This window comes from Streptomyces physcomitrii, assembly GCF_012273655.1.
Classification (GTDB): domain Bacteria; phylum Actinomycetota; class Actinomycetes; order Streptomycetales; family Streptomycetaceae; genus Streptomyces; species Streptomyces physcomitrii.
This window is the reverse complement of sequence record NZ_JAAWWP010000002.1, coordinates 437,991-458,837: the sequence shown is the minus strand read 5'-3', so window position 1 is coordinate 458,837 and position 20,847 is coordinate 437,991. Positions and strand designations below refer to the sequence as shown.

Genomic DNA, 20,847 nt, shown 5'->3' with positions numbered 1-20,847 from the left:
AAATTGCCTGAGGGGTTTCCCTCGGGTTCGTTCCGCCAGGCTCGGCGAGAGGCGCGAGGCATTCGCGCTTCTCGCCGGGAACCGGCAGACATTCAGGAGATAGACGTGATCCAGCAGGAGTCGCGACTGCGTGTCGCCGACAACACGGGTGCGAAGGAAATCCTCACCATCCGTGTTCTCGGTGGTTCCGGTCGCCGCTACGCGGGCATCGGTGACGTCATCGTCGCCACCGTCAAGGACGCGATCCCCGGTGGCAACGTGAAGAAGGGTGACGTCGTCAAGGCGGTCATCGTTCGCACCGTCAAGGAGCGCCGCCGTCCCGACGGCTCGTACATCCGCTTCGACGAGAACGCCGCCGTCATTCTCAAGAACGACGGCGACCCTCGCGGCACCCGTATCTTCGGCCCGGTCGGCCGTGAGCTGCGCGAGAAGAAGTTCATGAAGATCATCTCGCTCGCGCCGGAGGTGCTGTAAGCATGAAGATCAAGAAGGGCGACCTGGTCCAGGTCATCACCGGTAAGGACAAGGGCAAGCAGGGCAAGGTCATTGCCGCTTTCCCGCGCGAGGAGCGCGTCCTGGTCGAGGGTGTCAACCGGGTCAAGAAGCACACCAAGGCCGGTCCCACCGCCTCCGGCTCGCAGGCCGGCGGCATCGTGACCACCGAGGCGCCTGTGCACGTCTCCAACGTGCAGCTGGTCGTGGAGAAGGACGGCAACAAGGTCGTCAGCCGCGTCGGCTACCGCTTCGACGAGGACGGCAACAAGATCCGCGTTGCCAAGCGGACCGGTGAGGACATCTGATGACTGCCACCACCACTTCCCCCCGCCTGAAGCTCAAGTACCGCGAGGAAATCGCCGGCAAGCTGCGTGAGGAGTTCTCGTACGAGAACGTCATGCAGGTTCCGGGCCTCGTCAAGATCGTGGTCAACATGGGTGTGGGCGACGCCGCCCGCGACTCCAAGCTGATCGAGGGCGCCATCAAGGACCTCACCACGATCACCGGTCAGAAGCCGGCCGTCACCAAGGCCCGTAAGTCCATCGCGCAGTTCAAGCTGCGCGAGGGCCAGCCGATCGGTGCCCACGTCACGCTCCGTGGCGACCGCATGTGGGAGTTCCTGGACCGCACCCTGTCGCTGGCGCTCCCGCGCATCCGCGACTTCCGCGGTCTGTCCCCCAAGCAGTTCGACGGCCGTGGCAACTACACCTTCGGTCTCACGGAGCAGGTCATGTTCCACGAGATCGACCAGGACAAGATCGACCGCGTCCGGGGTATGGACATCACCGTGGTCACCACGGCGACCAACGACGCTGAGGGCCGCGCGCTCCTTCGTCACCTCGGCTTCCCGTTCAAGGAGGCGTGAGCGAGATGGCGAAGAAGGCTCTGATTGCCAAGGCTGCTCGTAAGCCCAAGTTCGGTGTGCGTGCCTACACCCGCTGCCAGCGCTGTGGCCGCCCGCACTCCGTGTACCGCAAGTTCGGCCTGTGCCGCGTCTGCCTTCGTGAGATGGCTCACCGCGGTGAACTGCCGGGCGTGACCAAGAGCTCCTGGTAAATCCCCTTCAGGGATCACCGGAAGCTCTCGGTAAGCAAAGGGTCTGGCAGAAGGCCCTCCCCGCATGCCCTAGGCTTGGGGGGTTGGGCCTCTGCCGCCCGTCCGCGGGCTCCTGCCCGCAAGTCAACGCTTACTACGCCGTAGGTCCCCGCGCCGCACCCGTCCCGCCCATGAGCGGGGAGAGGGATGGCGCATACAGGAAACCCCGGCGAGAGAGGCCGAAGGCCAATTCATGACCATGACTGATCCGATCGCGGACATGCTGACTCGTCTGCGTAACGCGAACTCGGCGTACCACGACACCGTGGGTATGCCGCACAGCAAGATCAAGTCGCACATCGCGGAGATCCTCCAGCAGGAGGGCTTCATCACGGGCTGGAAGGTCGAGGACGCCGAGGTCGGCAAGAACCTCGTCCTGGAGCTGAAGTTCGGCCCCAACCGTGAGCGCTCCATCGCGGGCATCAAGCGGATCTCCAAGCCCGGTCTCCGGGTGTACGCGAAGTCCACCAACCTGCCGAAGGTGCTCGGCGGCCTGGGCGTGGCCATCATCTCCACGTCGCACGGTCTGCTCACCGACAAGCAGGCAGGCAAGAAGGGTGTGGGCGGGGAAGTCCTCGCCTACGTCTGGTAATCGGGAACGGAGGAATAGCAATGTCGCGCATCGGCAAGCTCCCCATCCCGGTTCCCACCGGCGTGGACGTCACCATCGACGGCAGCACCGTGAGTGTGAAGGGTCCCAAGGGCTCCCTCTCCCACACGATCGTGCAGCCGATCGGCATCGCCAAGGGTGAGGACGGCGTTCTCAACGTCACCCGCCCCAACGACGAGCGTCAGAACAAGGCCCTGCACGGCCTGTCCCGCACGCTGGTGGCGAACATGATCACCGGTGTGACCCAGGGATACGTGAAGAAGCTCGAGATCAGCGGTGTCGGCTACCGCGTCCTCGCGAAGGGCTCCAACCTGGAGTTCTCGCTGGGCTACAGCCACCCGATCCTGGTCGAGGCCCCGGAGGGCATCACCTTCAAGGTGGAGTCCCCGACCAAGCTCTCGGTCGAGGGCATCGACAAGCAGAAGGTCGGCGAGGTTGCGGCCAACATCCGCAAGCTGCGCAAGCCCGACCCGTACAAGGCCAAGGGCGTCAAGTACGAGGGCGAAGTCATCCGCCGCAAGGTCGGAAAGGCGGGTAAGTAAGCCATGGCATACGGTGTGAAGATCGCCAAGGGCAAGGCCTACAAGGGCGCTGCCATCAAGCGCCGCCACATCCGCATCCGCAAGAGGATCTCGGGTACGGCCGAGCGTCCGCGCCTCGTCGTGACGCGCTCGAACCGCCACATCGTGGCCCAGGTCATCGACGACATCAAGGGTCACACCCTGGCGTCGGCGTCGACCCTGGACACGTCGATCCGCAGCGGCGAGGACGACAAGTCCGCGCAGGCCGGCAAGGTCGGCGCGCTCGTCGCCGAGCGCGCCAAGGCCGCGGGTGTCGAGGCCGTCGTATTCGACCGCGGTGGCAACCAGTACGCGGGGCGCATCGCCGCCCTGGCGGACGCCGCCCGCGAAGCCGGGCTCAAGTTCTGAGCCCCCGTCGCAGCAGCGACTTTTGTTGCTGCGTAGCTAGCGGAAACAGAGAGAGGTAATTCCAATGGCTGGACCCCAGCGCCGCGGCAGCGGTGCCGGTGGCGGCGAGCGGCGGGACCGGAAGGGCCGTGACGGCGGCGCTGCTGCCGCCGAGAAGACCGCGTACGTTGAGCGCGTTGTCGCGATCAACCGCGTCGCCAAGGTTGTGAAGGGTGGTCGTCGCTTCAGCTTCACCGCGCTGGTCGTGGTGGGCGACGGTGACGGCACCGTGGGTGTCGGTTACGGCAAGGCCAAGGAGGTGCCGGCCGCCATCGCCAAGGGTGTGGAGGAGGCCAAGAAGCACTTCTTCAAGGTCCCCCGTATCCAGGGCACCATCCCGCACCCGATCACGGGCGAGAAGGCCGCGGGCGTCGTCCTGCTCAAGCCTGCTTCCCCCGGTACCGGCGTCATCGCCGGTGGCCCGGTGCGTGCCGTGCTCGAGTGCGCCGGTGTGCACGACATCCTGTCGAAGTCGCTCGGCTCGTCCAACGCGATCAACATCGTGCACGCCACCGTGGCGGCCCTCAAGGGCCTGCAGCGTCCCGAGGAGATCGCGGCCCGCCGCGGTCTGCCCCTCGAGGACGTCGCCCCCGCGGCCCTGCTGCGTGCGCGTGCGGGAGCGGGTGCTGCGTAATGGCCCGCCTCAAGATCACGCAGACGAAGTCGTACATCGGCAGCAAGCAGAACCACCGTGAAACGCTGCGTTCGCTTGGCCTGAAGAGGGTCAACGACGTGGTCGTCAAGGAGGACCGCCCCGAGTTCCGCGGCATGGTGCGCCACGTCCGCCACCTCGTGACGGTCGAGGAGGTCGACTGATCATGGCGGAGCAGAACCCGCTCAAGATCCACAACCTCCGTCCCGCCCCCGGAGCCAAGACCGCGAAGACCCGTGTCGGTCGCGGTGAGGCCTCGAAGGGTAAGACGGCCGGTCGTGGCACCAAGGGCACCAAGGCCCGTTACCAGGTTCCGGAGCGCTTCGAGGGTGGCCAGATGCCCCTCCACATGCGTCTCCCGAAGCTCAAGGGCTTCAAGAACCCGTTCAAGACCGAGTACCAGGTCGTGAACCTGGACAAGCTCGCCTCCCTCTACCCCGAGGGCGGCGAGGTCACCGTTGCCGACCTGGTCGACAAGGGTGCGGTCCGCAAGAACAGCCTCGTCAAGGTCCTCGGCCAGGGCGAGCTCTCGGTGGCGCTGCAGGTGACGGTCGACGCCGTCTCCGGCTCCGCCAAGGAGAAGATCACCGCCGCCGGCGGTACCGTCACCGAGCTCGTCTGAGCCCGAGTGACATGAGCGATCCCGACCGGGGATACCCCACATAAGGGGTATCCCCGGTTGGTCGTTCCAAGGGGGGCACAGTCGCAGGTAAGGTTGCGTGCGCTGTTGCTATAAGGGGTTGGGTGCACACCCCTGCCCGATCGGCCTGCCCGAAAGGCGAGTCGAGCGGGCGGGTCCGCCCAACACCGGCTGTACCCAATCGTCGAACCTCAAGACCGTCACCTCTGACGCATGAGCGCGGGGGTCGCAGGAGGCACCGTGCTCACCGCGTTCGCCCGGGCGTTCAAGACGCCCGACCTGCGCAAGAAGCTGCTCTTCACGCTGGCCATCATCGTCATCTACCGGGTCGGTACGCATATCCCGATCCCCGGTGTCGACTACAAGAACGTCCAGACCTGCATGGACATCGCTGAAGGCAACAGCGGTCTCTTCGGTCTGGTCAACATGTTCAGTGGTGGCGCGCTGCTTCAGATCACCATCTTCGCGCTGGGCATCATGCCGTACATCACGGCGAGCATCATTCTGCAGCTGCTGACCGTGGTGATCCCGCGCCTGGAGGCCCTGAAGAAGGAAGGCCAGTCGGGTACCGCGAAGATCACGCAGTACACCCGCTACCTGACGGTGGCGCTCGCCATCCTGCAGGGCACCGGCCTGGTGGCCACCGCCCGCAGCGGCGCGCTCTTCCAGGGCTGCCCGGTGGCCGGCGACATCGTCCCGGACCAGTCGATCTTCGTCACCGTCACCATGGTCATCACGATGACCGCCGGTACGGCCATGGTCATGTGGCTCGGTGAGCTGATCACCGACCGCGGCATCGGCAACGGCATGTCCATCCTGATGTTCATCTCGATCGCCGCGACCTTCCCGAGCGCGCTGTGGGCCATCAAGCAGCAGGGCAGCCTGGCCGGCGGCTGGATCGAGTTCGGCACCGTGATCCTGGTCGGCCTGGTGATGGTCGGCCTGGTGGTCTTCGTCGAGCAGGCGCAGCGCCGCATCCCCGTGCAGTACGCGAAGCGGATGATCGGCCGCCGGTCCTACGGGGGTACGTCCACGTACATCCCGCTCAAGGTGAACCAGGCGGGTGTGATTCCTGTCATCTTCGCCTCGTCGCTGCTCTACATTCCGGCGCTCATCGCGCAGTTCTCGGATGACAAGTCCGGCTGGAAGTCCTGGATCGAGCAGAACCTCACCAAGGGCGACCACCCGATTTACATCACCATGTACTTCCTGTTGATCGTGTTCTTCGCCTTCTTCTATGTGGCGATCTCGTTCAACCCCGAGGAAGTCGCGGACAACATGAAGAAGTATGGTGGCTTCATCCCGGGCATCCGGGCTGGCCGACCGACCGCTGAGTACCTGAGCTACGTACTCAACCGGATCACCTGGCCGGGTTCGCTGTATCTGGGCCTGATCGCTCTTGTGCCGACGATGGCGTTGGTTGGTTTCGGGGCAAACCAGAACTTCCCCTTCGGCGGGACCAGCATCCTCATCATCGTGGGTGTCGGCCTCGAGACGGTGAAGCAGATCGAGAGCCAGCTCCAGCAGCGCAATTACGAAGGGTTCCTCCGCTGATGCGTATCGTCCTCGTCGGGCCGCCTGGCGCCGGTAAGGGAACGCAGGCCGCGTTCCTGGCCAAGAACCTGTCGATTCCGCACATCTCCACGGGCGACCTCTTCCGCGCCAACATCAGCCAGGGCACGGAGCTGGGCAAGCAGGCCAAGGCCTATATGGACGCCGGGAATCTGGTGCCCGACGAGGTCACCATCGGGATGGCCAAGGACCGCATGGACCAGCCGGACGCGGAGAACGGCTTCCTGCTCGACGGCTTCCCGCGCAATGTGTCCCAGGCCGAGGCGCTCGACGAGACGCTGAGGGACGCGAGCATGCGGCTGGACGCGGTGCTCGACCTGGAGGTCCCCGAGGACGAGGTGGTCAAGCGCATCGCCGGCCGCCGCATCTGCCGCAAGGACTCGGCGCACGTCTTCCATGTGACGTACAGCGCGCCCAAGAAGGACGGCGTCTGCGACGTCTGCGGCGGCGAGCTCTACCAGCGCGAGGACGACAGCGAGGAGACCGTCCGCAAGCGCCTGGAGGTCTACCACACGCAGACCGAGCCGATCATCGACTACTACCGGGCCCAGGGCCTGGTCGTCACGATCCCCGCGCTCGGCAAGGTGGACGAGGTCACCAAGCGCGCGATGGACGCCCTGCAGACGGCGAAGACCGCCGCGCAGTAGCCGCGCCACAGCTGTGAGGAAGGCCGCGGTCCCTCGGGGGCCGCGGCCTTCCCCGTGCCGTGCGCCGGGGGCCCGGAGCCCCGCCGACGGCCGGGACCGCCGCGCGCCGGTGCACAATGGGTGGTTGCGGCCCGCGGTGGCCGCGCCGCGCGCAGGGTGCGCGCGGATCCGTACCGAGACGAAGAGGCGACGCCCCCATGGTGGAGATCAAGACCCCCGAGCAGATCGCGAAGATGCGTGAGGCGGGGCTGGTCGTCGCCGAGATCCACCGGGCCACCCGCGAGGCGGCGGTGCCGGGGGCGAGCACCAAGGACCTGGACGACGTGGCGCGCAAGGTGCTCGCGGAGCACGGCGCGAAGTCCAACTTCCTCGGCTACGGCGGCTTTCCGGCGACCATCTGCACCTCGCCCAACGAGGTCGTCGTGCACGGCATCCCGAGCCCGGACGTCGTGCTCAAGGACGGCGACATCATCTCCATCGACGCCGGCGCCATCGTGGACGGCTGGCACGGCGACGCCGCCTTCACCGCCTTCGTCGGCAGCGGCCACGCCCCCGAGCTGACGGAGCTGTCCCGGGTGACCGAGGAGTCCATGTGGGCCGGGATCGCCGCGATGAGGACCGGCAACCGGCTCGTCGACATCTCGCGCGCGGTGGAGACCTTCATCCGCCGCCAGCCGCGCCCGGGCGGCGGCAAGTACGGGATCATCGAGGACTACGGCGGCCACGGCATCGGCACCCAGATGCACATGGACCCGCACCTGCTGAACTACGTGGAGCGCCGCCGCGGCCGCGGTCCGAAGCTGGTGCCCGGGATGTGCCTGGCGATCGAGCCGATGGTCTCGCTCGGCACCCCGAAGACCAAGACCCTCTCCGACGACTGGACCGTCCTCACCCTGGACGACAGCTGGTCCTCGCACTGGGAGCACTCGGTGGCCATCACCGAGCAGGGCCCGCTGGTCCTCACCGCCCCCGACTGCGGCCGGGAGCGGCTGGCGGCCTACGGGGTGACTCCGGCGCCCGATCCGCTGGGCTGAGGGCGGTCCCGGCCCGGGCTCCGGCCCGTTCCCGGGGGTGATTAAGGATCGCCGGGAGCGGGAAGCCTGTTCTCTTGCCGCACGATTTCGTTTTTCCTTCGACGCTGACGTAGACTGACTCGTCGGCTCGCGTGTCCCTGCATGTCCTCTTCACGGGGATGGTCAGGGGGCGGGGCCGATCAAGGTAGTCGATTCGAAGGGCGAAGCGTGGCCAAGAAGCAAGGTGCCATCGAGATCGAGGGCACTGTCGTCGAGTCTCTTCCGAACGCCATGTTCAAGGTCGAGCTCCAGAACGGCCACCAGGTCCTGGCACACATCAGCGGCAAGATGCGTATGCACTACATCCGTATCCTCCCTGACGACCGGGTCGTGGTGGAGCTGTCTCCGTACGACCTGACCCGTGGCCGGATCGTCTACCGGTACAAGTAGATCTTGCCCGTACCCCGCTGCCGTCCGGTGGCGGGGTTGCTGGCACTGACCCGGAGAACCTCACACCCATGAAGGTCAAGCCGAGCGTCAAGAAGATCTGCGACAAGTGCAGGGTGATTCGCCGTCACGGCCGAGTCATGATCATCTGCGACAACCCGCGCCACAAGCAGCGCCAGGGCTGACGCAGGTCTGCACTCCGCAGAACTTCGCGCGACGCAAGCAAAGAAAATACGCAGGGCCCGTCTGAACTTCCGAGGCATCGCGTCCTCGGAGTGGCGACACCCCCGGTCGGAGGCCGGGGACCCGTCCGTACCGCACTTCGTCTTCCCGCGAGGGAGACGGCCGGCGGGTCGGGAGCGGCCTTGTGGAAGACCTCCGCGAATCAACTGGAGCCATTGAATGGCACGCGTTTCCGGTGTCGACATCCCGCGCGACAAGCGTGTGGAGGTCGCCCTCACCTACGTGTTCGGCATCGGCCGGACCCTGTCGCAGAAGACGCTGGTCGAGACCGGCGTGAACCCCAACACCCGCGTGCGTGACCTCTCCGAGGAGGAGCTGGTCAAGATCCGCGAGTACGTGGACGCCAACCTCAAGACCGAGGGTGACCTCCGCCGCGAGGTTCAGGCCGACATCCGCCGCAAGGTCGAGATCGGCTGCTACCAGGGTCTGCGTCACCGCCGTGGCCTGCCCGTGCACGGTCAGCGCACCAGCACCAACGCCCGCACCCGCAAGGGCCCGCGTCGCGCCATCGCCGGCAAGAAGAAGCCGGGCAAGAAGTAGTCCGCAGCGGACTCGGCGGTGTCCGGCTCTCGTCCGGACCACCGCGTACCAGCGGTCTTCGCTGTAGGACCGACCACCTCCCGTAGGAGTTAAGACATGCCCCCCAAGGGACGTCAGGGCGCTGCCAAGAAGGTGCGCCGCAAGGAAAAGAAGAACGTCGCTCACGGCCACGCGCACATCAAGAGCACGTTCAACAACACGATCGTCTCGATCACCGACCCCACGGGCAACGTGATCTCCTGGGCCTCCGCCGGCCACGTCGGCTTCAAGGGCTCGCGCAAGTCCACCCCCTTCGCCGCGCAGATGGCCGCCGAGTCGGCCGCCCGCCGCGCGCAGGAGCACGGCATGCGCAAGGTCGACGTCTTCGTCAAGGGTCCCGGCTCCGGCCGTGAGACCGCGATCCGCTCCCTCCAGGCCACCGGCCTCGAGGTCGGCTCGATCCAGGACGTCACCCCCACCCCGCACAACGGCTGCCGTCCGCCCAAGCGCCGGCGCGTCTGAGGCCCGGGGCCGGATCCCGGCCCCGTCCACAGCGCAGCTTCCGGGTCATCGGGCGGTACGACTCCCTCGCGGGGCCGTGCCGCCCGTACCCTTGCAAGTGGAACCCGGACCTCGGTCCGGGAAGTCGGGCATCAAATAGCGGGTGCCCCTGACTGAAGGAATCACTTCATGCTGATCGCTCAGCGTCCCTCGTTGACCGAAGAGGTCGTCGACGAGTTCCGCTCCCGGTTCGTGATCGAGCCGCTGGAGCCGGGCTTCGGCTACACCCTCGGCAACTCGCTCCGCCGTACGCTCCTCTCCTCGATCCCGGGTGCGGCGGTCACGTCCATCCGCATCGACGGTGTCCTGCACGAGTTCACCACCGTGCCGGGCGTCAAGGAGGACGTCACCGACCTGATCCTCAACATCAAGCAGCTGGTCGTCTCCTCGGAGCACGACGAGCCGGTCGTGATGTACCTGCGCAAGCAGGGCCCGGGTCTGGTCACCGCCGCCGACATCGCGCCCCCGGCCGGTGTCGAGGTCCACAACCCCGACCTGGTCCTCGCCACGCTCAACGGCAAGGGCAAGCTGGAGATGGAGCTGACCGTCGAGCGCGGCCGCGGCTACGTCTCCGCCGTGCAGAACAAGCAGCTGGGCCAGGAGATCGGCCGGATCCCGGTCGACTCCATCTACAGCCCGGTCCTCAAGGTCACCTACAAGGTCGAGGCGACCCGAGTCGAGCAGCGCACCGACTTCGACAAGCTCATCGTCGACGTCGAGACCAAGCAGGCCATGCGCCCCCGGGACGCCATGGCCTCCGCGGGCAAGACCCTGGTCGAGCTCTTCGGCCTGGCCCGCGAGCTCAACATCGACGCCGAGGGCATCGACATGGGCCCGTCCCCGACGGATGCCGCCCTCGCCGCCGATCTCGCGCTGCCGATCGAGGAGCTGGAGCTCACGGTCCGCTCGTACAACTGCCTCAAGCGTGAGGGCATCCACTCCGTGGGTGAACTGGTCGCGCGCTCCGAGGCCGACCTGCTCGACATCCGCAACTTCGGTGCCAAGTCGATCGACGAGGTCAAGGCGAAGCTGGCCGGGATGGGCCTCGCGCTCAAGGACAGCCCGCCCGGATTCGACCCGACCGCCGCGGCGGACGCCTTCGGTGCGGACGACGAGGGCGACACCGGTTTCGTGGAGACCGAGCAGTACTGAGCTGTCTGTCCGCGGGGCGCCCTCACCGGGTGCTCCGCGGGCGCAGACTTCCGGGTCCGCCCGGATCTCCGCCGGGCACTCGCCCGCGCGGACACTGACACCGGTACCTGATACGGCCGGTGCAGACCTGAAGGAGCAACACCATGCCGAAGCCCACCAAGGGTGCCCGTTTTGGCGGCAGCGCCGCGCACGAGAAGCTGCTTCTCGCGAACCTCGCGAAGTCGCTCTTCGAGCACGGCCGCATCACCACCACCGAGGCGAAGGCCCGCCGTCTGCGGCCCTACGCCGAGCGTCTGGTCACCAAGGCGAAGAAGGGCGACCTTCACAACCGCCGCCAGGTGCTCCAGGTCATCACCGACAAGAGCATCGTGCACACGCTCTTCACGGAGATCGGCCCGCGGTACGAGAACCGCCCGGGTGGCTACACCCGTATCACCAAGATCGGTAACCGCCGTGGCGACAACGCGCCCATGGCCGTCATCGAGCTGGTGGAGGCCCTGACCGTGGCCCAGCAGGCCACCGGTGAGGCCGAGGCCGCGACCAAGCGCGCGGTCAAGGAAGACGCCCAGAAGCAGGACGAGGCCCCGGCCGCGGACCTGAAGAAGGACGACGCCGAGGCTCCGGCCGAGGACGCCAAGGACGCCTGAGCGTTCTGAACGCGTCGCATGGGCCCGTATCCCTCCCGGGGTACGGGCCCGTGCCATGCGCGGACCCGCTGGACCCGGCGCGGTGGCCGGGCGGATGGACAGGAGGCCCCGGAAGGTGGCGGACGAGGTGGAGCCCGGCTTCGTACGGGTGCGGCTTGATCTGAGCTACGACGGCCGGGAGTTCTCCGGCTGGGCGAAGCAGGCCGGGGGGCGGCGCACCGTGCAGGGCGAGATCGAGGACGCGCTGCGGGTGGTGACGCGCGCCGAGCGGGGCTTCGAGCTGACCGTGGCCGGGCGCACCGACTCCGGGGTGCACGCCCGCGGACAGGTGGCCCATGTCGACCTGCCCGCCGCGCTCTGGGCCGAGCACCGCGAGAAGCTGCTCAAGCGGCTGGCCGGACGGCTGCCCAAGGACGTACGGATCTGGCGCGCGGACGAGGCGCCCGGCGGGTTCAACGCCCGCTTCTCGGCGATCTGGCGGCGCTACGCCTACCGGATCACCGACCACCCCGGCGGCGTCGACCCGCTGCTGCGCGGCCATGTCCTGTGGCACGACTGGCCGCTGGACGTCGCGGCGATGAACGAGGCGGCCCGGGCGCTGCTCGGCGAGCACGACTTCGCCGCCTACTGCAAGAAGCGCGAGGGCGCGACGACCATCCGCACGCTCCAGGAGCTGAGCCTGGTACGGGACGCGGACGGCATCGTCACGGCCACGGTGCGGGCGGACGCCTTCTGCCACAACATGGTGCGCTCGCTGATCGGGGCGCTGCTCTTCGTCGGGGACGGGCACCGGGAGCCGGACTGGCCGGGCCGGGTGCTCGCCGCGGGCGTACGGGACTCGGCGGTGCACGTGGTGCGGCCGCACGGGCTCACCCTGGAGGAAGTCGGCTATCCCGCGGACGAGTTGCTGGCCGCCCGGAACCTGGAGGCGCGCAACCGGCGGACGCTGCCGGGGGCGGGCTGCTGCTGAGCCCGCCCGGCGCGCGAAAGTGCCCCGCCGGGGTGCCGGGCTACTGGGGTGCCTCGGCCGCCGCCGAGGCCTGGGCCTCGCCGCGCCGGTTGATCTGGTTGTAGGTGAAGACGCGCAGGTCGTCGCCGACGCGGTAGACCTCGCGGTCCTTCTTGGTGACGTCCTTGCCGCTGGTGAAGCCCGAGATGCTGAAGTAGGCGTACCGGCCGTGGGCGTTGACGGTGTCGCGGCAGACGCCGGAGCGGCAGTAGGTGCCCACCGGCTTGCCGGTCAGCGAGACGATGTTGCCGTCCTCGGCCTGCTGGACGACCTTGGCGGCCTGGGCCGCGGTGTCGAAGACGGCGACGCCGATGGTGACCGAGACGCCCTCGCGGGTGTAGGCGGCGCGGATCATGCGGGTGCACTTGTTCTTGGTGAGCACCCCGCCGAGCTCGCCGCGGGTGGCCTCGGCGCACTTCTTGGTGTCGCGGACCGGGCCCTTCCGGTAGACCCGGTCGCCCTTGGTCAGCTTGGTGCCCGGGAAGAGGGTCCCGGGGCTGAGCGGCGCCTTGTCCTTCTTCGCGCTGGAGATGTAGTCCATCGGGTCCGGCGGCGGGGGAGGGGTGGTCGCCTCGAAGGAGGGGCCCGGCCTGCTGGTGTCGCTGGGGATGTCCGCGGTGCCGGGCAGCTTGCCGCTCGGGTCGTCGGAGGCCTCGCTGTCCCCGTTGGCCGAGACCACGCCGACCGCCACACCCACGCCTATCAGCACGGTGGCCAGGCCCGCGGCGCCCGCGATCAGCCACTTGCGCCTGCGGGCGCGCGACTCGGAGGCCTCGGCGAGGGCGCCCCAGTCCGGGGTGCCGTCGCCGCCGGGCCGCTGCCACCGGTTCCCCTGGTCCGGCTGCTGCCCGTACTGCTGCTGCCCCTGCTGCCCGTGCTGCTGAGGGGGCGGCGCCTGCTGCTGGGGCGGGTAGCCGTAGCCGCCGCTGTTCTGCTGGGGGTAGCCGTAGCCCTGGCCGCTGTCCTGCGGGGGGTAGCCGTAACCGCCGCCGCTCTGCTGCGGGGGGTAGCCGTACCCCTGCGGCTGCTGCTGGGGGTAGCCGTAGCCGCCGCCCTGCTGCGGGTAGCCGTAACCCTGGCCGCTGTTCTGCTGCGGGTTCTGCTGGGCCCCGCCCCGGCCCGGCTGCTGACCCGGGTCGCCCGGACCCCGCGGGGGTCCCCCCTGCCCAAAGCTCATGGGGCGCATCCTAGAGCGGGCGGGCCCTGAGCGGTGCGCCGGGCGGGTGAGGATTCGCCGCAGGGCCGGGGCAGGGGGCCGCCCGGTCCGCGTTTTGACCCTTCCGGGGCGGCGCGGGTAGTCTGCTCTTTTGTTATGCGTTCTGGTGCGCTCAAACTCACGTGAGCTCGCCGTTACGCCGGTCCACCGGGCCGATGACCAGCGACCTGCAGGCGGTTTGCGTCGACCGCCGCGGTCATGGCTGTCGTGATCGTCCGTGGTGACCTTGAACAGGACCCTGTCTCCGTACCCCTCTCACGGGTGCGGCGGCATCCACCACAGAAGAAGCGAAGGCTACGACCGTGCGTACGTACAGCCCCAAGCCCGGCGATGTGACGCGCCAGTGGCACGTCATCGACGCCCAGGATGTTGTCCTGGGTCGTCTGGCAACCACTGCCGCCTCCCTCCTGCGCGGCAAGCACAAGCCGATCTACGCGCCCCACGTCGACACCGGTGACTTCGTCGTCATCATCAACGCCGACAAGGTGCACCTCTCCGGCAACAAGCGGACCCAGAAGCTCGCCTACCGCCACTCCGGTTACCCGGGCGGTCTGCGCAGCGTCCGCTACGACGACCTCCTCACGAACAACCCCGAGAAGGCCGTGGAGAAGGCCGTCAAGGGCATGCTCCCCAAGAACACCCTGGGCCGTCAGATGCTCTCGAAGCTGAAGGTCTACTCGGGCGAGTCGCACCCGCACGCTGCCCAGCAGCCGGTGCCGTTCGAGATCACCCAGGTCGCGCAGTAATCCCGGCCACCCCCTAAGACTGAACAGAATCTGAGGAGCATCGTGGCCGAGACCACCGCTGAGCAGCCGCTCGTCGAGGAAACCGACGTCGAGCACACCGAGCAGTACACCTCCGAGACCGAGGTCCCCGTCGAGGGCGAGTACACGTCCGAGTCGCTGGCCTCGCGTTTCGGTGAGCCCCAGCCGGCCGCCGGACTGGGCCGCCGCAAGAACGCCATCGCCCGTGTCCGGATCGTCCCGGGCACCGGCAAGTGGAAGATCAACGGTCGCACCCTCGAGGACTACTTCCCGAACAAGGTGCACCAGCAGGAAGTCAACGAGCCCTTCAAGGTGCTCGAACTCGAAGGCCGTTACGACGTCGTCGCCCGCATCGCCGGCGGCGGTGTCTCCGGTCAGGCCGGAGCCCTGCGCCTCGGTGTCGCCCGCGCCCTCAACGAGGCCGACGTCGACAACAACCGCGGCGCCCTCAAGAAGGCCGGCTTCCTCAAGCGCGACGACCGCGCGGTCGAGCGCAAGAAGGCCGGTCTGAAGAAGGCCCGCAAGGCCCCGCAGTACAGCAAGCGCTGATCACAGGATTACGCCTTTCCTGTACTTCCGTTCGCCCCGGCGGCACGCTGTGCCGCCGGGGCGTTCGTTTGTGGCAGACCTTGGGTGTATGTGGACGTATAGCGACACAAGGCGCTTCAAGGCTTGCATGTTCGAATGATTTCCGACCACCCTGCGAGAGCGGACGACTCTCCCCGGGGCGGACGGGCCGCCCGGACGGCGCTTCAGCGAGCAGTGAGAAAGTTCGGAGGACACCAGTGGGACGACTCTTCGGCACGGACGGCGTGCGCGGTGTCGCCAATGCGGATCTGACGGTCGAGCTCGCGCTCGGCCTCTCCGTGGCGGCGGCCCATGTACTCGCCGAGGCGGGCACCTTCGCAGGCCACCGGCCCAAGGCCGTGGTGGGCAGGGATCCCCGCGCGTCCGGGGAGTTCCTGGAGGCCGCCGTGGTGGCGGGCCTGGCCAGCGCCGGGGTCGATGTGCTGCGGGTCGGCGTGCTGCCCACCCCGGCCGTGGCCCATCTGACCGGCGTGCTCGGCGCGGATCTCGGCGTGATGCTCTCCGCCAGCCACAACGCCATGCCGGACAACGGCATCAAGTTCTTCGCCCGTGGTGGCCACAAGCTCGCCGACGAGCTGGAGGACCGCATCGAGTCCGTCTACGAGGAGCACCGCACCGGCGCCCCCTGGGACCGCCCGACCGGAGCCGGGGTCGGCCGGGTCACCCCGTACACCGAGGGCGTCGAGCAGTACACGGCGCATCTGCTCGGGGTGCTGCCCAACCGGCTCGACGGGCTGAAGATCGTCCTGGACGAGGCGCACGGCGCCGCCTCCCGGGTCTCGCCCGCCGCCTTCGCCCGGGCCGGGGCCGAGATCGTCACCATCGGCGCCGAGCCGGACGGCCTCAACATCAACGAGGGCTGCGGCTCCACCCACCTCGACCTGCTGAAGGCGGCCGTCGTCGAGCAGGGCGCCGACCTCGGCATCGCGCACGACGGGGACGCCGACCGCTGCCTGGCCGTGGACCACACCGGCGCGGAGATCGACGGGGACCAGATCCTCGCGGTGCTCGCGCTCGGCATGCGTGAGCGGGGGGTGCTGCGCGAGGACACCGTGGTGGCCACCGTGATGTCCAACCTCGGCTTCAAGCTCGCCCTGGAGCGCGAGGGACTGAGCCTGGTGCAGACCGCCGTCGGCGACCGCTACGTCCTGGAGGAGATGAAGCGGCACGGCTTCGCCCTCGGCGGCGAGCAGTCCGGGCACGTCATCATCCTCGACCACGCCACCACCGGCGACGGCACCCTGACCGGGCTGCTGCTCGCGGCCCGCGTCGCGGAGACCGGCCGGAGCCTGGCCGAGCTCGCGGGCGTCATGGAGCGGCTGCCGCAGGTCCTGGTCAACGTCCCCGATGTGGACAAGACCCGGGTCACCACCTCCGCCGAGCTGGCCACCGCCGTCGCCGAGGCCGAGCGCACCCTCGGTGCCACCGGCCGGGTGCTGCTGCGCCCCTCGGGCACCGAGCCGCTGGTGCGGGTGATGGTCGAGGCCGCCGACATCGACCAGGCCCGCGCGGTGGCCGCCCGCCTCGCCGACGTGGTCAAGTCCGCGCTGGGCTGAGCCGGTTCCGCGTCCGCGCCTTCCGCCGGGCCGCGCCCCGTACGGCAACTGCCGTGCGGGGCGCGGCTTTTGGCGTACGTGAGCGGGTGCGGGAGCGGGTGCGGGCCCGCGTGCTCAGGGGTCCTTGCGGGAGGCCGGGTGCGCGCCCGGGAAGTGGCCCGGCAGCGGGCGGCGCCCGTGGGTGCCCGCCCAGAGGGCCTTCTGCAGCAGCAGGGTGCAGGTGCCCGCGAGGACGATGCCGACCATGTTGAGCAGCAGCTGCTCGGTGGAGCCCCAGGCCTGGTGGTACTCGTCCACGCTGAAGGCGACGGCCGCGTTCGAGGCGGCCGGGACCGTGGTCACCGAGATGGCGACGCCGACCAGGGCGCCCGATTTGGCGGAGGTCAGCGAGAGGGTGCCGGCGCAGCCCGCGAGGACGGCGACCACGAAGGAGAACCAGTCCGGGCGGTAGATGAAGTTGGTGTTGGGGCGCTCCGCGTCCAGCTTGGTGTCGCTGAACAGGCCGACCCAGTCCATGAAGTAGCTGAAGCCGACGGTGACCAGCATCGCCACCGCGAAGCCGACCAGCAGCGCGGTCAGCGAGCGGGCCGCGAGCCGCGGGGCGGGGCGCGCGAGGGCCGTGCAGATCCCGGCGAGCGGGCCGAACTCTGGGCCGACCGCCATCGCGCCGACGATGAGGATCGCGTTGTCCAGGACCACACCGCAGGCGGCGATCATCATGGCGAGGGTGAGGAAGGCCAGATAGGTGACGCTGAGCGTGGACTCCTCGTGGGTCGCCTCGGTCAGCTCCTCCCACAGCACCGCGTCGGCCGCCTCGCCCGGCGCCTCGGCCTCCGCCTTGTCCGCGCGCCGGGACAGGGTCAGGTCCACGTCCTCCACGCTGACCGCGCCGCTGTCCGGGATGCCGAGTTCGCGCAGCCCGCGCAGCAGGTGCTCGGCGGCCTCCCGGGCCACATCGCAGAGCACCAGGTCCCCGGCCGGGTTGCGGGCGGCCCCCGGCAGGACCACCAGGTGGGCGGTGCCGACGGAGGCCTCGGCCAGGCGCACCACCTCCTCGGTGCGCTCGGCGGGGCAGATCACACGCAGGTGCAGCATGCGCGCAGACTACGCGGGCGCCGGGCCGGGCGGCGGTCCCGGCTCAGAGCTTGCGCAGGCTCAGCCGCTGGACCTTGTGGTCCGGGCCCTTGCGCACGACCAGGGCGGCGCGGCCCCGGGTGGGGGCGACGTTCTCAAGCAGGTTCGGCTTGTTGATGGTGCGCCAGGTGGTGCGCGCGTAGGTGAGCGCCTCCTCCTCGGAGACCTCGGTGTACTTGCGGAAGTACGAGGAGGGGTCCTGGAAGGCGGTGGCGCGCAGCTGGCGGAAGCGGTTCAGGTACCAGCGCTCGATGTCCTCGGCGCGGGCGTCCACGTACACGCTGAAGTCGAAGTAGTCCGCGAGGCCCACCCGGGTGCGGCCGTCCTTGCCGGGCAGGGCGGGCTGCAGGACGTTGAGGCCCTCCACGATGAGGATGTCGGGCCGGCGCACGACCAGCTTCTGGTCGGGGACGATGTCGTAGATCAGGTGGGAGTAGACGGGGGCGGTGACCTCGTCCTTGCCGGCCTTGATGTCGGCGACGAAGCGGGTCAGCGCCCGCCGGTCGTAGGACTCCGGGAAGCCCTTGCGGGAGACCAGGCCGCGCTCGCGCAGCTCCCGCATCGGCAGCAGGAAGCCGTCCGTGGTGACCAGTTCGACGCGCGGGTGCTCGGGCCAGCGCGCGAGCAGCGCCTGGAGGAGGCGGGCGACCGTGGACTTGCCGACGGCGACCGAGCCCGCGACGCCGATGACGAAGGGGGTGCCCGACTGGGAGCCCTTCTCGCCGAGGAAGGTGTTGAGCGCGCCGCGCAGTCCGTGGGTGGCGCCCACGTAGAGGTTGAGCAGCCGGGACAGCGGCAGATAGATGTCGCGCACCTCGTCGAGGTCGATGACGTCGCCGAGCCCGCGCAGCTGCTCCACCTCCGCCGCGCTCAGCGGCAGCGGGGTCTTCTCGCGCAGGGCGCTCCACTCGGCGCGGGTGAGGTCGACGTAGGGAGTCGCCTCCGGCCGGGGCCGGTGCGGGTTCCTGGGCGGCGAGGAGACCGGTGAGATCACCAGTTCATTGTTACGGCTGTATGGCGGGAGCGAAGGGTGGGGTGCGTCACCTTCGGGGGTGCGGGGCGCCGGTGAGGGGTCGGCGCCGGGCGGGAAACGCGGGCGATGCGCCCGTAGGGTGCCGGTATGGGCGTAATCGTGGAGCGCGTCGGCGGGCGGCCGGGCCGAGGGGCCGTCCCGCCCGCCGTGCTCCGGCGGACCGGTACCCGGGGCGGCCGTACGATCGGGGGCGCCGCAGCAGGCGGCGGGCCGGCGCGGCGGGCCGCGGCGGCGGGGCGGGTCCTGAGGGGCCGGAGAGGAACGGGAGCGCGCGTGATCATCGGGGTGGGCATCGACGTGGCGGAGATCGACCGGTTCCGCGCCTCACTGGAACGCACCCCCTCGATGGCCCAACGCCTCTTCCTCCCGGCCGAGTTGATCCTGCCGAGCGGGGAGCGCCGCGGTATCGCCTCGCTCGCCGCCCGGTTCGCCGCCAAGGAGGCGCTCGCCAAGGCGCTCGGCGCCCCCGCGGGCCTCAAGTGGACGGACGCCGAGGTCTGGGTGGAGGACAGCGGCCGCCCGCGGCTGCGGGTCGAGGGCACCGTGGCCCGCCGCGCCGCCGCACTCGGCGTCCGCTCCTGGCATATCTCGCTGAGCCATGACGCGGGCGTCGCCTCGGCCGTGGTGATCGCGGAGGGCTGAGCCGGGCGCGGGCGGACGGCCGCCCGGGGCCGGGAACGGGCACGGAGGGCAACGGACACGGAGGGCTGGGCATGCGGAGCGCGTACGAGGCCGAGACGGTACGGGCCGCCGAGCGGGAGCTGATGGCACGGCTGCCCGAGGGCACCCTGATGGGCCGGGCGGCGGCCGGACTCGCCGCCGCCGCGGCCGAACTGCTGACCAGGGTGTACGGGGCCCGGGTGGTCCTCCTGGTGGGCAGCGGGGACAACGGCGGCGACGCCCTGTACGCGGGCGCCCGGCTGGCCCGCCGGGGCGCCGGGGTCACCGCCGTCCTGCTCGCCCCCGAGCGGGCGCACCCCGGCGGGCTCACGGCCCTGCGCCGCGCGGGCGGCAGGGTGGTCCGCGGCCCCGGGGGCGGCGCCGCCGAGATCGCCCGGGCGGACCTGGTCCTGGACGGCATCACCGGCATCGGCGGCCGCGGCGGGCTGCGCCCCGAGGCGGCCGGGCTCGCCCGCGCGGCACGGGAGTCGGGGGCCGTACTGCTCGCCGTGGACCTGCCGAGCGGTGTGGACGCGGACACCGGCGAGGTGCCCGGCGAGGCCTTCCGCGCGGACGCCACGGTCACCTTCGGCACCTACAAGCCGGGGCTGCTCGTCGACCCGGGGCGGGAGCACGCGGGCGCCGTACGGCTCGTGGAGATCGGCCTCGACCTGCCTGAGGCGCCCGCGGTCCAGGCCCTGCAGTACGCCGACGTCCGGGCGCTGCTGCCCGCGCCCTCCGCGGAGAGCGACAAGTACCGGCGCGGGGTGGTCGGGGTGGTCGCCGGGTCCGCGCGCTATCCGGGGGCCGCCGTGCTCGCGGTCGCCGGTGCCCTGCACGGCGGGGCCGGGGCGGTCCGCTATGTCGGACCGGCCGCCGAGGCCGTCCTCGCCCGCTTCCCCGAGACCCTGGTCAGCGCCGGGCCGCCCGCCAGGGCCGGGCGGGTGCAGTCCTGGGTGGTCGGCCCCGGCATCGGCGAGAACGCCGAGGCGGTGGCGGAGATCCTCGCCGCGGACGTCCCGGTGCTCGTCGACGCGGACGGGCTGCGCCACGCCGAGGCCGCGGCGGTACGGGCCAGGACCGCGCCGACCGTGCTCACCCCGCACGCCGGGGAGGCCGCCGCCCTGCTCGGCACCGGCCGCGCGGAGGTCGAGTCCGCCCGCCTCGCCTCGGTCCGCGCCCTCGCCGACCGCTTCGGGGCCACCGCCCTGCTCAAGGGGTCCACCACCCTGGTCGCCGGACCCGCCGGGGGGCCGGTCCGGGTCAACCCGACCGGCACGCCCTGGCTCGCCACCGCCGGGAGCGGGGACGTCCTCTCCGGTCTCGCCGGCTCGCTGCTCGCCGCCGGGCTCGACGGCCTCGACGCCGCCTCGGTCGGCGCCTATCTGCACGGCCTCGCCGGACGCTTCGCCGCGGACGGCGCCCCGGCCCACGCCTTCCAGGTGGCCGAGGCACTGGGGGCGGCCTGGCGGGATGTGCGGGGGGAGTAGGGGGGCGGGCGGCGGCTGCGGGACGGGGGCGGGCAGCGCGCCCGGGGCGGGGGCCGGTGGTGTGCGACGGGCGGGAACCGGTGGTGCCTGACGGGCGAGGGACGGTGGTGTGCGACGGCCGGGGGCTGCGGGCCGG

28 protein-coding genes are annotated in these 20,847 nt (G+C 70.0%); 25 read left to right on the top strand and 3 right to left on the bottom strand.

What is annotated here, in order from left to right:
• The first annotated feature begins 105 nt into the window (after positions 1-105).
• From rplN to truA, 20 genes are all read left to right on the top strand, one after another.
• Complete coding sequence (rplN, locus tag HFV08_RS05200; RefSeq protein WP_003974257.1) at positions 106-474, top strand: 50S ribosomal protein L14; 369 nt, start codon at positions 106-108, stop codon at positions 472-474.
• A 2-nt stretch (positions 475-476) separates the two neighbouring features.
• A complete protein-coding gene (rplX, locus tag HFV08_RS05195; RefSeq protein WP_168536288.1) occupies positions 477-800 on the top strand; it encodes a 50S ribosomal protein L24 in 324 nt (107 codons plus the stop codon).
• Positions 800-1,360 carry a 50S ribosomal protein L5 gene (gene rplE, locus HFV08_RS05190; protein WP_040252696.1) on the top strand — a complete coding sequence of 187 codons (561 nt, stop codon included), beginning with the start codon at positions 800-802 and terminating at the stop codon, positions 1,358-1,360. The genes rplX and rplE overlap by 1 nt, the downstream gene beginning before the upstream one ends.
• Positions 1,361-1,365: 5 nt before the next feature.
• Complete coding sequence (locus HFV08_RS05185; protein WP_003956452.1) at positions 1,366-1,551, top strand: type Z 30S ribosomal protein S14; 186 nt, start codon at positions 1,366-1,368, stop codon at positions 1,549-1,551.
• Between the two features lie 232 nt (positions 1,552-1,783).
• On the top strand, positions 1,784-2,182 hold the full coding sequence (rpsH, locus tag HFV08_RS05175) for a 30S ribosomal protein S8 (RefSeq protein ID WP_010986352.1): 399 nt from the start codon (positions 1,784-1,786) through the stop codon (positions 2,180-2,182).
• Between the two features lie 20 nt (positions 2,183-2,202).
• A complete protein-coding gene (gene rplF / locus HFV08_RS05170) occupies positions 2,203-2,742 on the top strand; it encodes a 50S ribosomal protein L6 (RefSeq protein ID WP_168536286.1) in 540 nt (179 codons plus the stop codon).
• Positions 2,743-2,745: 3 nt separating this feature from the next.
• Positions 2,746-3,129: a 50S ribosomal protein L18 gene (gene rplR / locus HFV08_RS05165; protein ID WP_040252699.1), complete on the top strand. Its 384-nt coding sequence runs from the start codon at positions 2,746-2,748 to the stop codon at positions 3,127-3,129.
• Positions 3,130-3,193: 64 nt separating this feature from the next.
• Positions 3,194-3,802, top strand: a complete 609-nt coding sequence (gene rpsE, locus HFV08_RS05160) for a 30S ribosomal protein S5 (RefSeq protein ID WP_005481208.1) — start codon at positions 3,194-3,196, stop codon at positions 3,800-3,802.
• Positions 3,802-3,984, top strand: coding sequence for a 50S ribosomal protein L30 (rpmD, locus tag HFV08_RS05155; RefSeq protein WP_168536284.1), 183 nt, complete (start codon positions 3,802-3,804; stop codon positions 3,982-3,984). Before rpsE ends, rpmD begins: the two co-directional genes overlap by 1 nt.
• 2 nt (positions 3,985-3,986) lie before the next feature.
• Entirely contained in the window at positions 3,987-4,442 is a 456-nt protein-coding gene (gene rplO / locus HFV08_RS05150) for a 50S ribosomal protein L15 (protein WP_168536282.1), read from the top strand.
• 258 nt (positions 4,443-4,700) lie between these two features.
• Positions 4,701-6,014 (top strand): preprotein translocase subunit SecY, encoded by a 1,314-nt coding sequence (gene secY, locus HFV08_RS05145; RefSeq protein WP_168536575.1) that lies wholly within the window; start codon positions 4,701-4,703, stop codon positions 6,012-6,014.
• Positions 6,014-6,679 (top strand): adenylate kinase, encoded by a 666-nt coding sequence (locus HFV08_RS05140; protein ID WP_168536280.1) that lies wholly within the window; start codon positions 6,014-6,016, stop codon positions 6,677-6,679. The genes secY and HFV08_RS05140 overlap by 1 nt, the downstream gene beginning before the upstream one ends.
• 197 nt (positions 6,680-6,876) lie before the next feature.
• Positions 6,877-7,713 (top strand): type I methionyl aminopeptidase, encoded by an 837-nt coding sequence (gene map / locus HFV08_RS05135; protein WP_168536278.1) that lies wholly within the window; start codon positions 6,877-6,879, stop codon positions 7,711-7,713.
• Positions 7,714-7,920: 207 nt separating this feature from the next.
• On the top strand, positions 7,921-8,142 hold the full coding sequence (gene infA / locus HFV08_RS05130) for a translation initiation factor IF-1 (protein WP_003948620.1): 222 nt from the start codon (positions 7,921-7,923) through the stop codon (positions 8,140-8,142).
• A 68-nt stretch (positions 8,143-8,210) separates the two neighbouring features.
• Complete coding sequence (gene rpmJ, locus HFV08_RS05125; protein WP_003948619.1) at positions 8,211-8,324, top strand: 50S ribosomal protein L36; 114 nt, start codon at positions 8,211-8,213, stop codon at positions 8,322-8,324.
• Positions 8,325-8,541: 217 nt separating this feature from the next.
• Complete coding sequence (gene rpsM, locus HFV08_RS05120; RefSeq protein ID WP_040252714.1) at positions 8,542-8,922, top strand: 30S ribosomal protein S13; 381 nt, start codon at positions 8,542-8,544, stop codon at positions 8,920-8,922.
• Positions 8,923-9,018: 96 nt separating this feature from the next.
• Positions 9,019-9,423 (top strand): 30S ribosomal protein S11, encoded by a 405-nt coding sequence (rpsK, locus tag HFV08_RS05115; RefSeq protein WP_003948617.1) that lies wholly within the window; start codon positions 9,019-9,021, stop codon positions 9,421-9,423.
• A gap of 168 nt (positions 9,424-9,591) precedes the next feature.
• The gene (locus HFV08_RS05110) at positions 9,592-10,614 is read left to right on the top strand and encodes a DNA-directed RNA polymerase subunit alpha (protein ID WP_040252716.1); all 1,023 of its coding nucleotides are present in this window, start codon (positions 9,592-9,594) and stop codon (positions 10,612-10,614) included.
• A 143-nt stretch (positions 10,615-10,757) separates the two neighbouring features.
• Positions 10,758-11,261: a 50S ribosomal protein L17 gene (rplQ, locus tag HFV08_RS05105; RefSeq protein ID WP_168536276.1), complete on the top strand. Its 504-nt coding sequence runs from the start codon at positions 10,758-10,760 to the stop codon at positions 11,259-11,261.
• A 115-nt stretch (positions 11,262-11,376) separates the two neighbouring features.
• Positions 11,377-12,231 carry a tRNA pseudouridine(38-40) synthase TruA gene (gene truA, locus HFV08_RS05100; RefSeq protein ID WP_168536274.1) on the top strand — a complete coding sequence of 285 codons (855 nt, stop codon included), beginning with the start codon at positions 11,377-11,379 and terminating at the stop codon, positions 12,229-12,231.
• 40 nt (positions 12,232-12,271) lie between these two features.
• Here the strand turns inward: truA and HFV08_RS05095 are convergent, their stop codons facing one another.
• Positions 12,272-13,447: a hypothetical protein gene (locus HFV08_RS05095; protein WP_210429845.1), complete on the bottom strand. Its 1,176-nt coding sequence runs from the start codon at positions 13,445-13,447 to the stop codon at positions 12,272-12,274.
• Between the two features lie 341 nt (positions 13,448-13,788).
• On the opposite strand from HFV08_RS05095, the gene rplM reads away from it, so the two are divergent.
• The 3 genes from rplM (at position 13,789) to glmM (ending at position 16,394) form a co-directional block, all read left to right on the top strand.
• Positions 13,789-14,232, top strand: coding sequence for a 50S ribosomal protein L13 (rplM, locus tag HFV08_RS05090; RefSeq protein WP_168536272.1), 444 nt, complete (start codon positions 13,789-13,791; stop codon positions 14,230-14,232).
• 42 nt (positions 14,233-14,274) lie between these two features.
• A complete protein-coding gene (rpsI, locus tag HFV08_RS05085; protein ID WP_040252724.1) occupies positions 14,275-14,799 on the top strand; it encodes a 30S ribosomal protein S9 in 525 nt (174 codons plus the stop codon).
• 236 nt (positions 14,800-15,035) lie between these two features.
• Complete coding sequence (glmM, locus tag HFV08_RS05080; protein WP_168536270.1) at positions 15,036-16,394, top strand: phosphoglucosamine mutase; 1,359 nt, start codon at positions 15,036-15,038, stop codon at positions 16,392-16,394.
• A 114-nt stretch (positions 16,395-16,508) separates the two neighbouring features.
• Here the strand turns inward: glmM and HFV08_RS05075 are convergent, their stop codons facing one another.
• On the bottom strand, positions 16,509-17,489 hold the full coding sequence (locus HFV08_RS05075; protein WP_168536268.1) for a DUF389 domain-containing protein: 981 nt from the start codon (positions 17,487-17,489) through the stop codon (positions 16,509-16,511).
• 43 nt (positions 17,490-17,532) lie between these two features.
• Complete coding sequence (gene coaA / locus HFV08_RS05070) at positions 17,533-18,522, bottom strand: type I pantothenate kinase (protein WP_168536266.1); 990 nt, start codon at positions 18,520-18,522, stop codon at positions 17,533-17,535.
• 312 nt (positions 18,523-18,834) lie between these two features.
• On the opposite strand from coaA, the gene HFV08_RS05065 reads away from it, so the two are divergent.
• Positions 18,835-19,203 carry a holo-ACP synthase gene (locus HFV08_RS05065; RefSeq protein ID WP_168536264.1) on the top strand — a complete coding sequence of 123 codons (369 nt, stop codon included), beginning with the start codon at positions 18,835-18,837 and terminating at the stop codon, positions 19,201-19,203.
• Between the two features lie 71 nt (positions 19,204-19,274).
• Positions 19,275-20,711, top strand: coding sequence for an NAD(P)H-hydrate dehydratase (locus HFV08_RS05060; protein ID WP_168536262.1), 1,437 nt, complete (start codon positions 19,275-19,277; stop codon positions 20,709-20,711).
• Positions 20,712-20,847 lie beyond the last annotated feature (136 nt).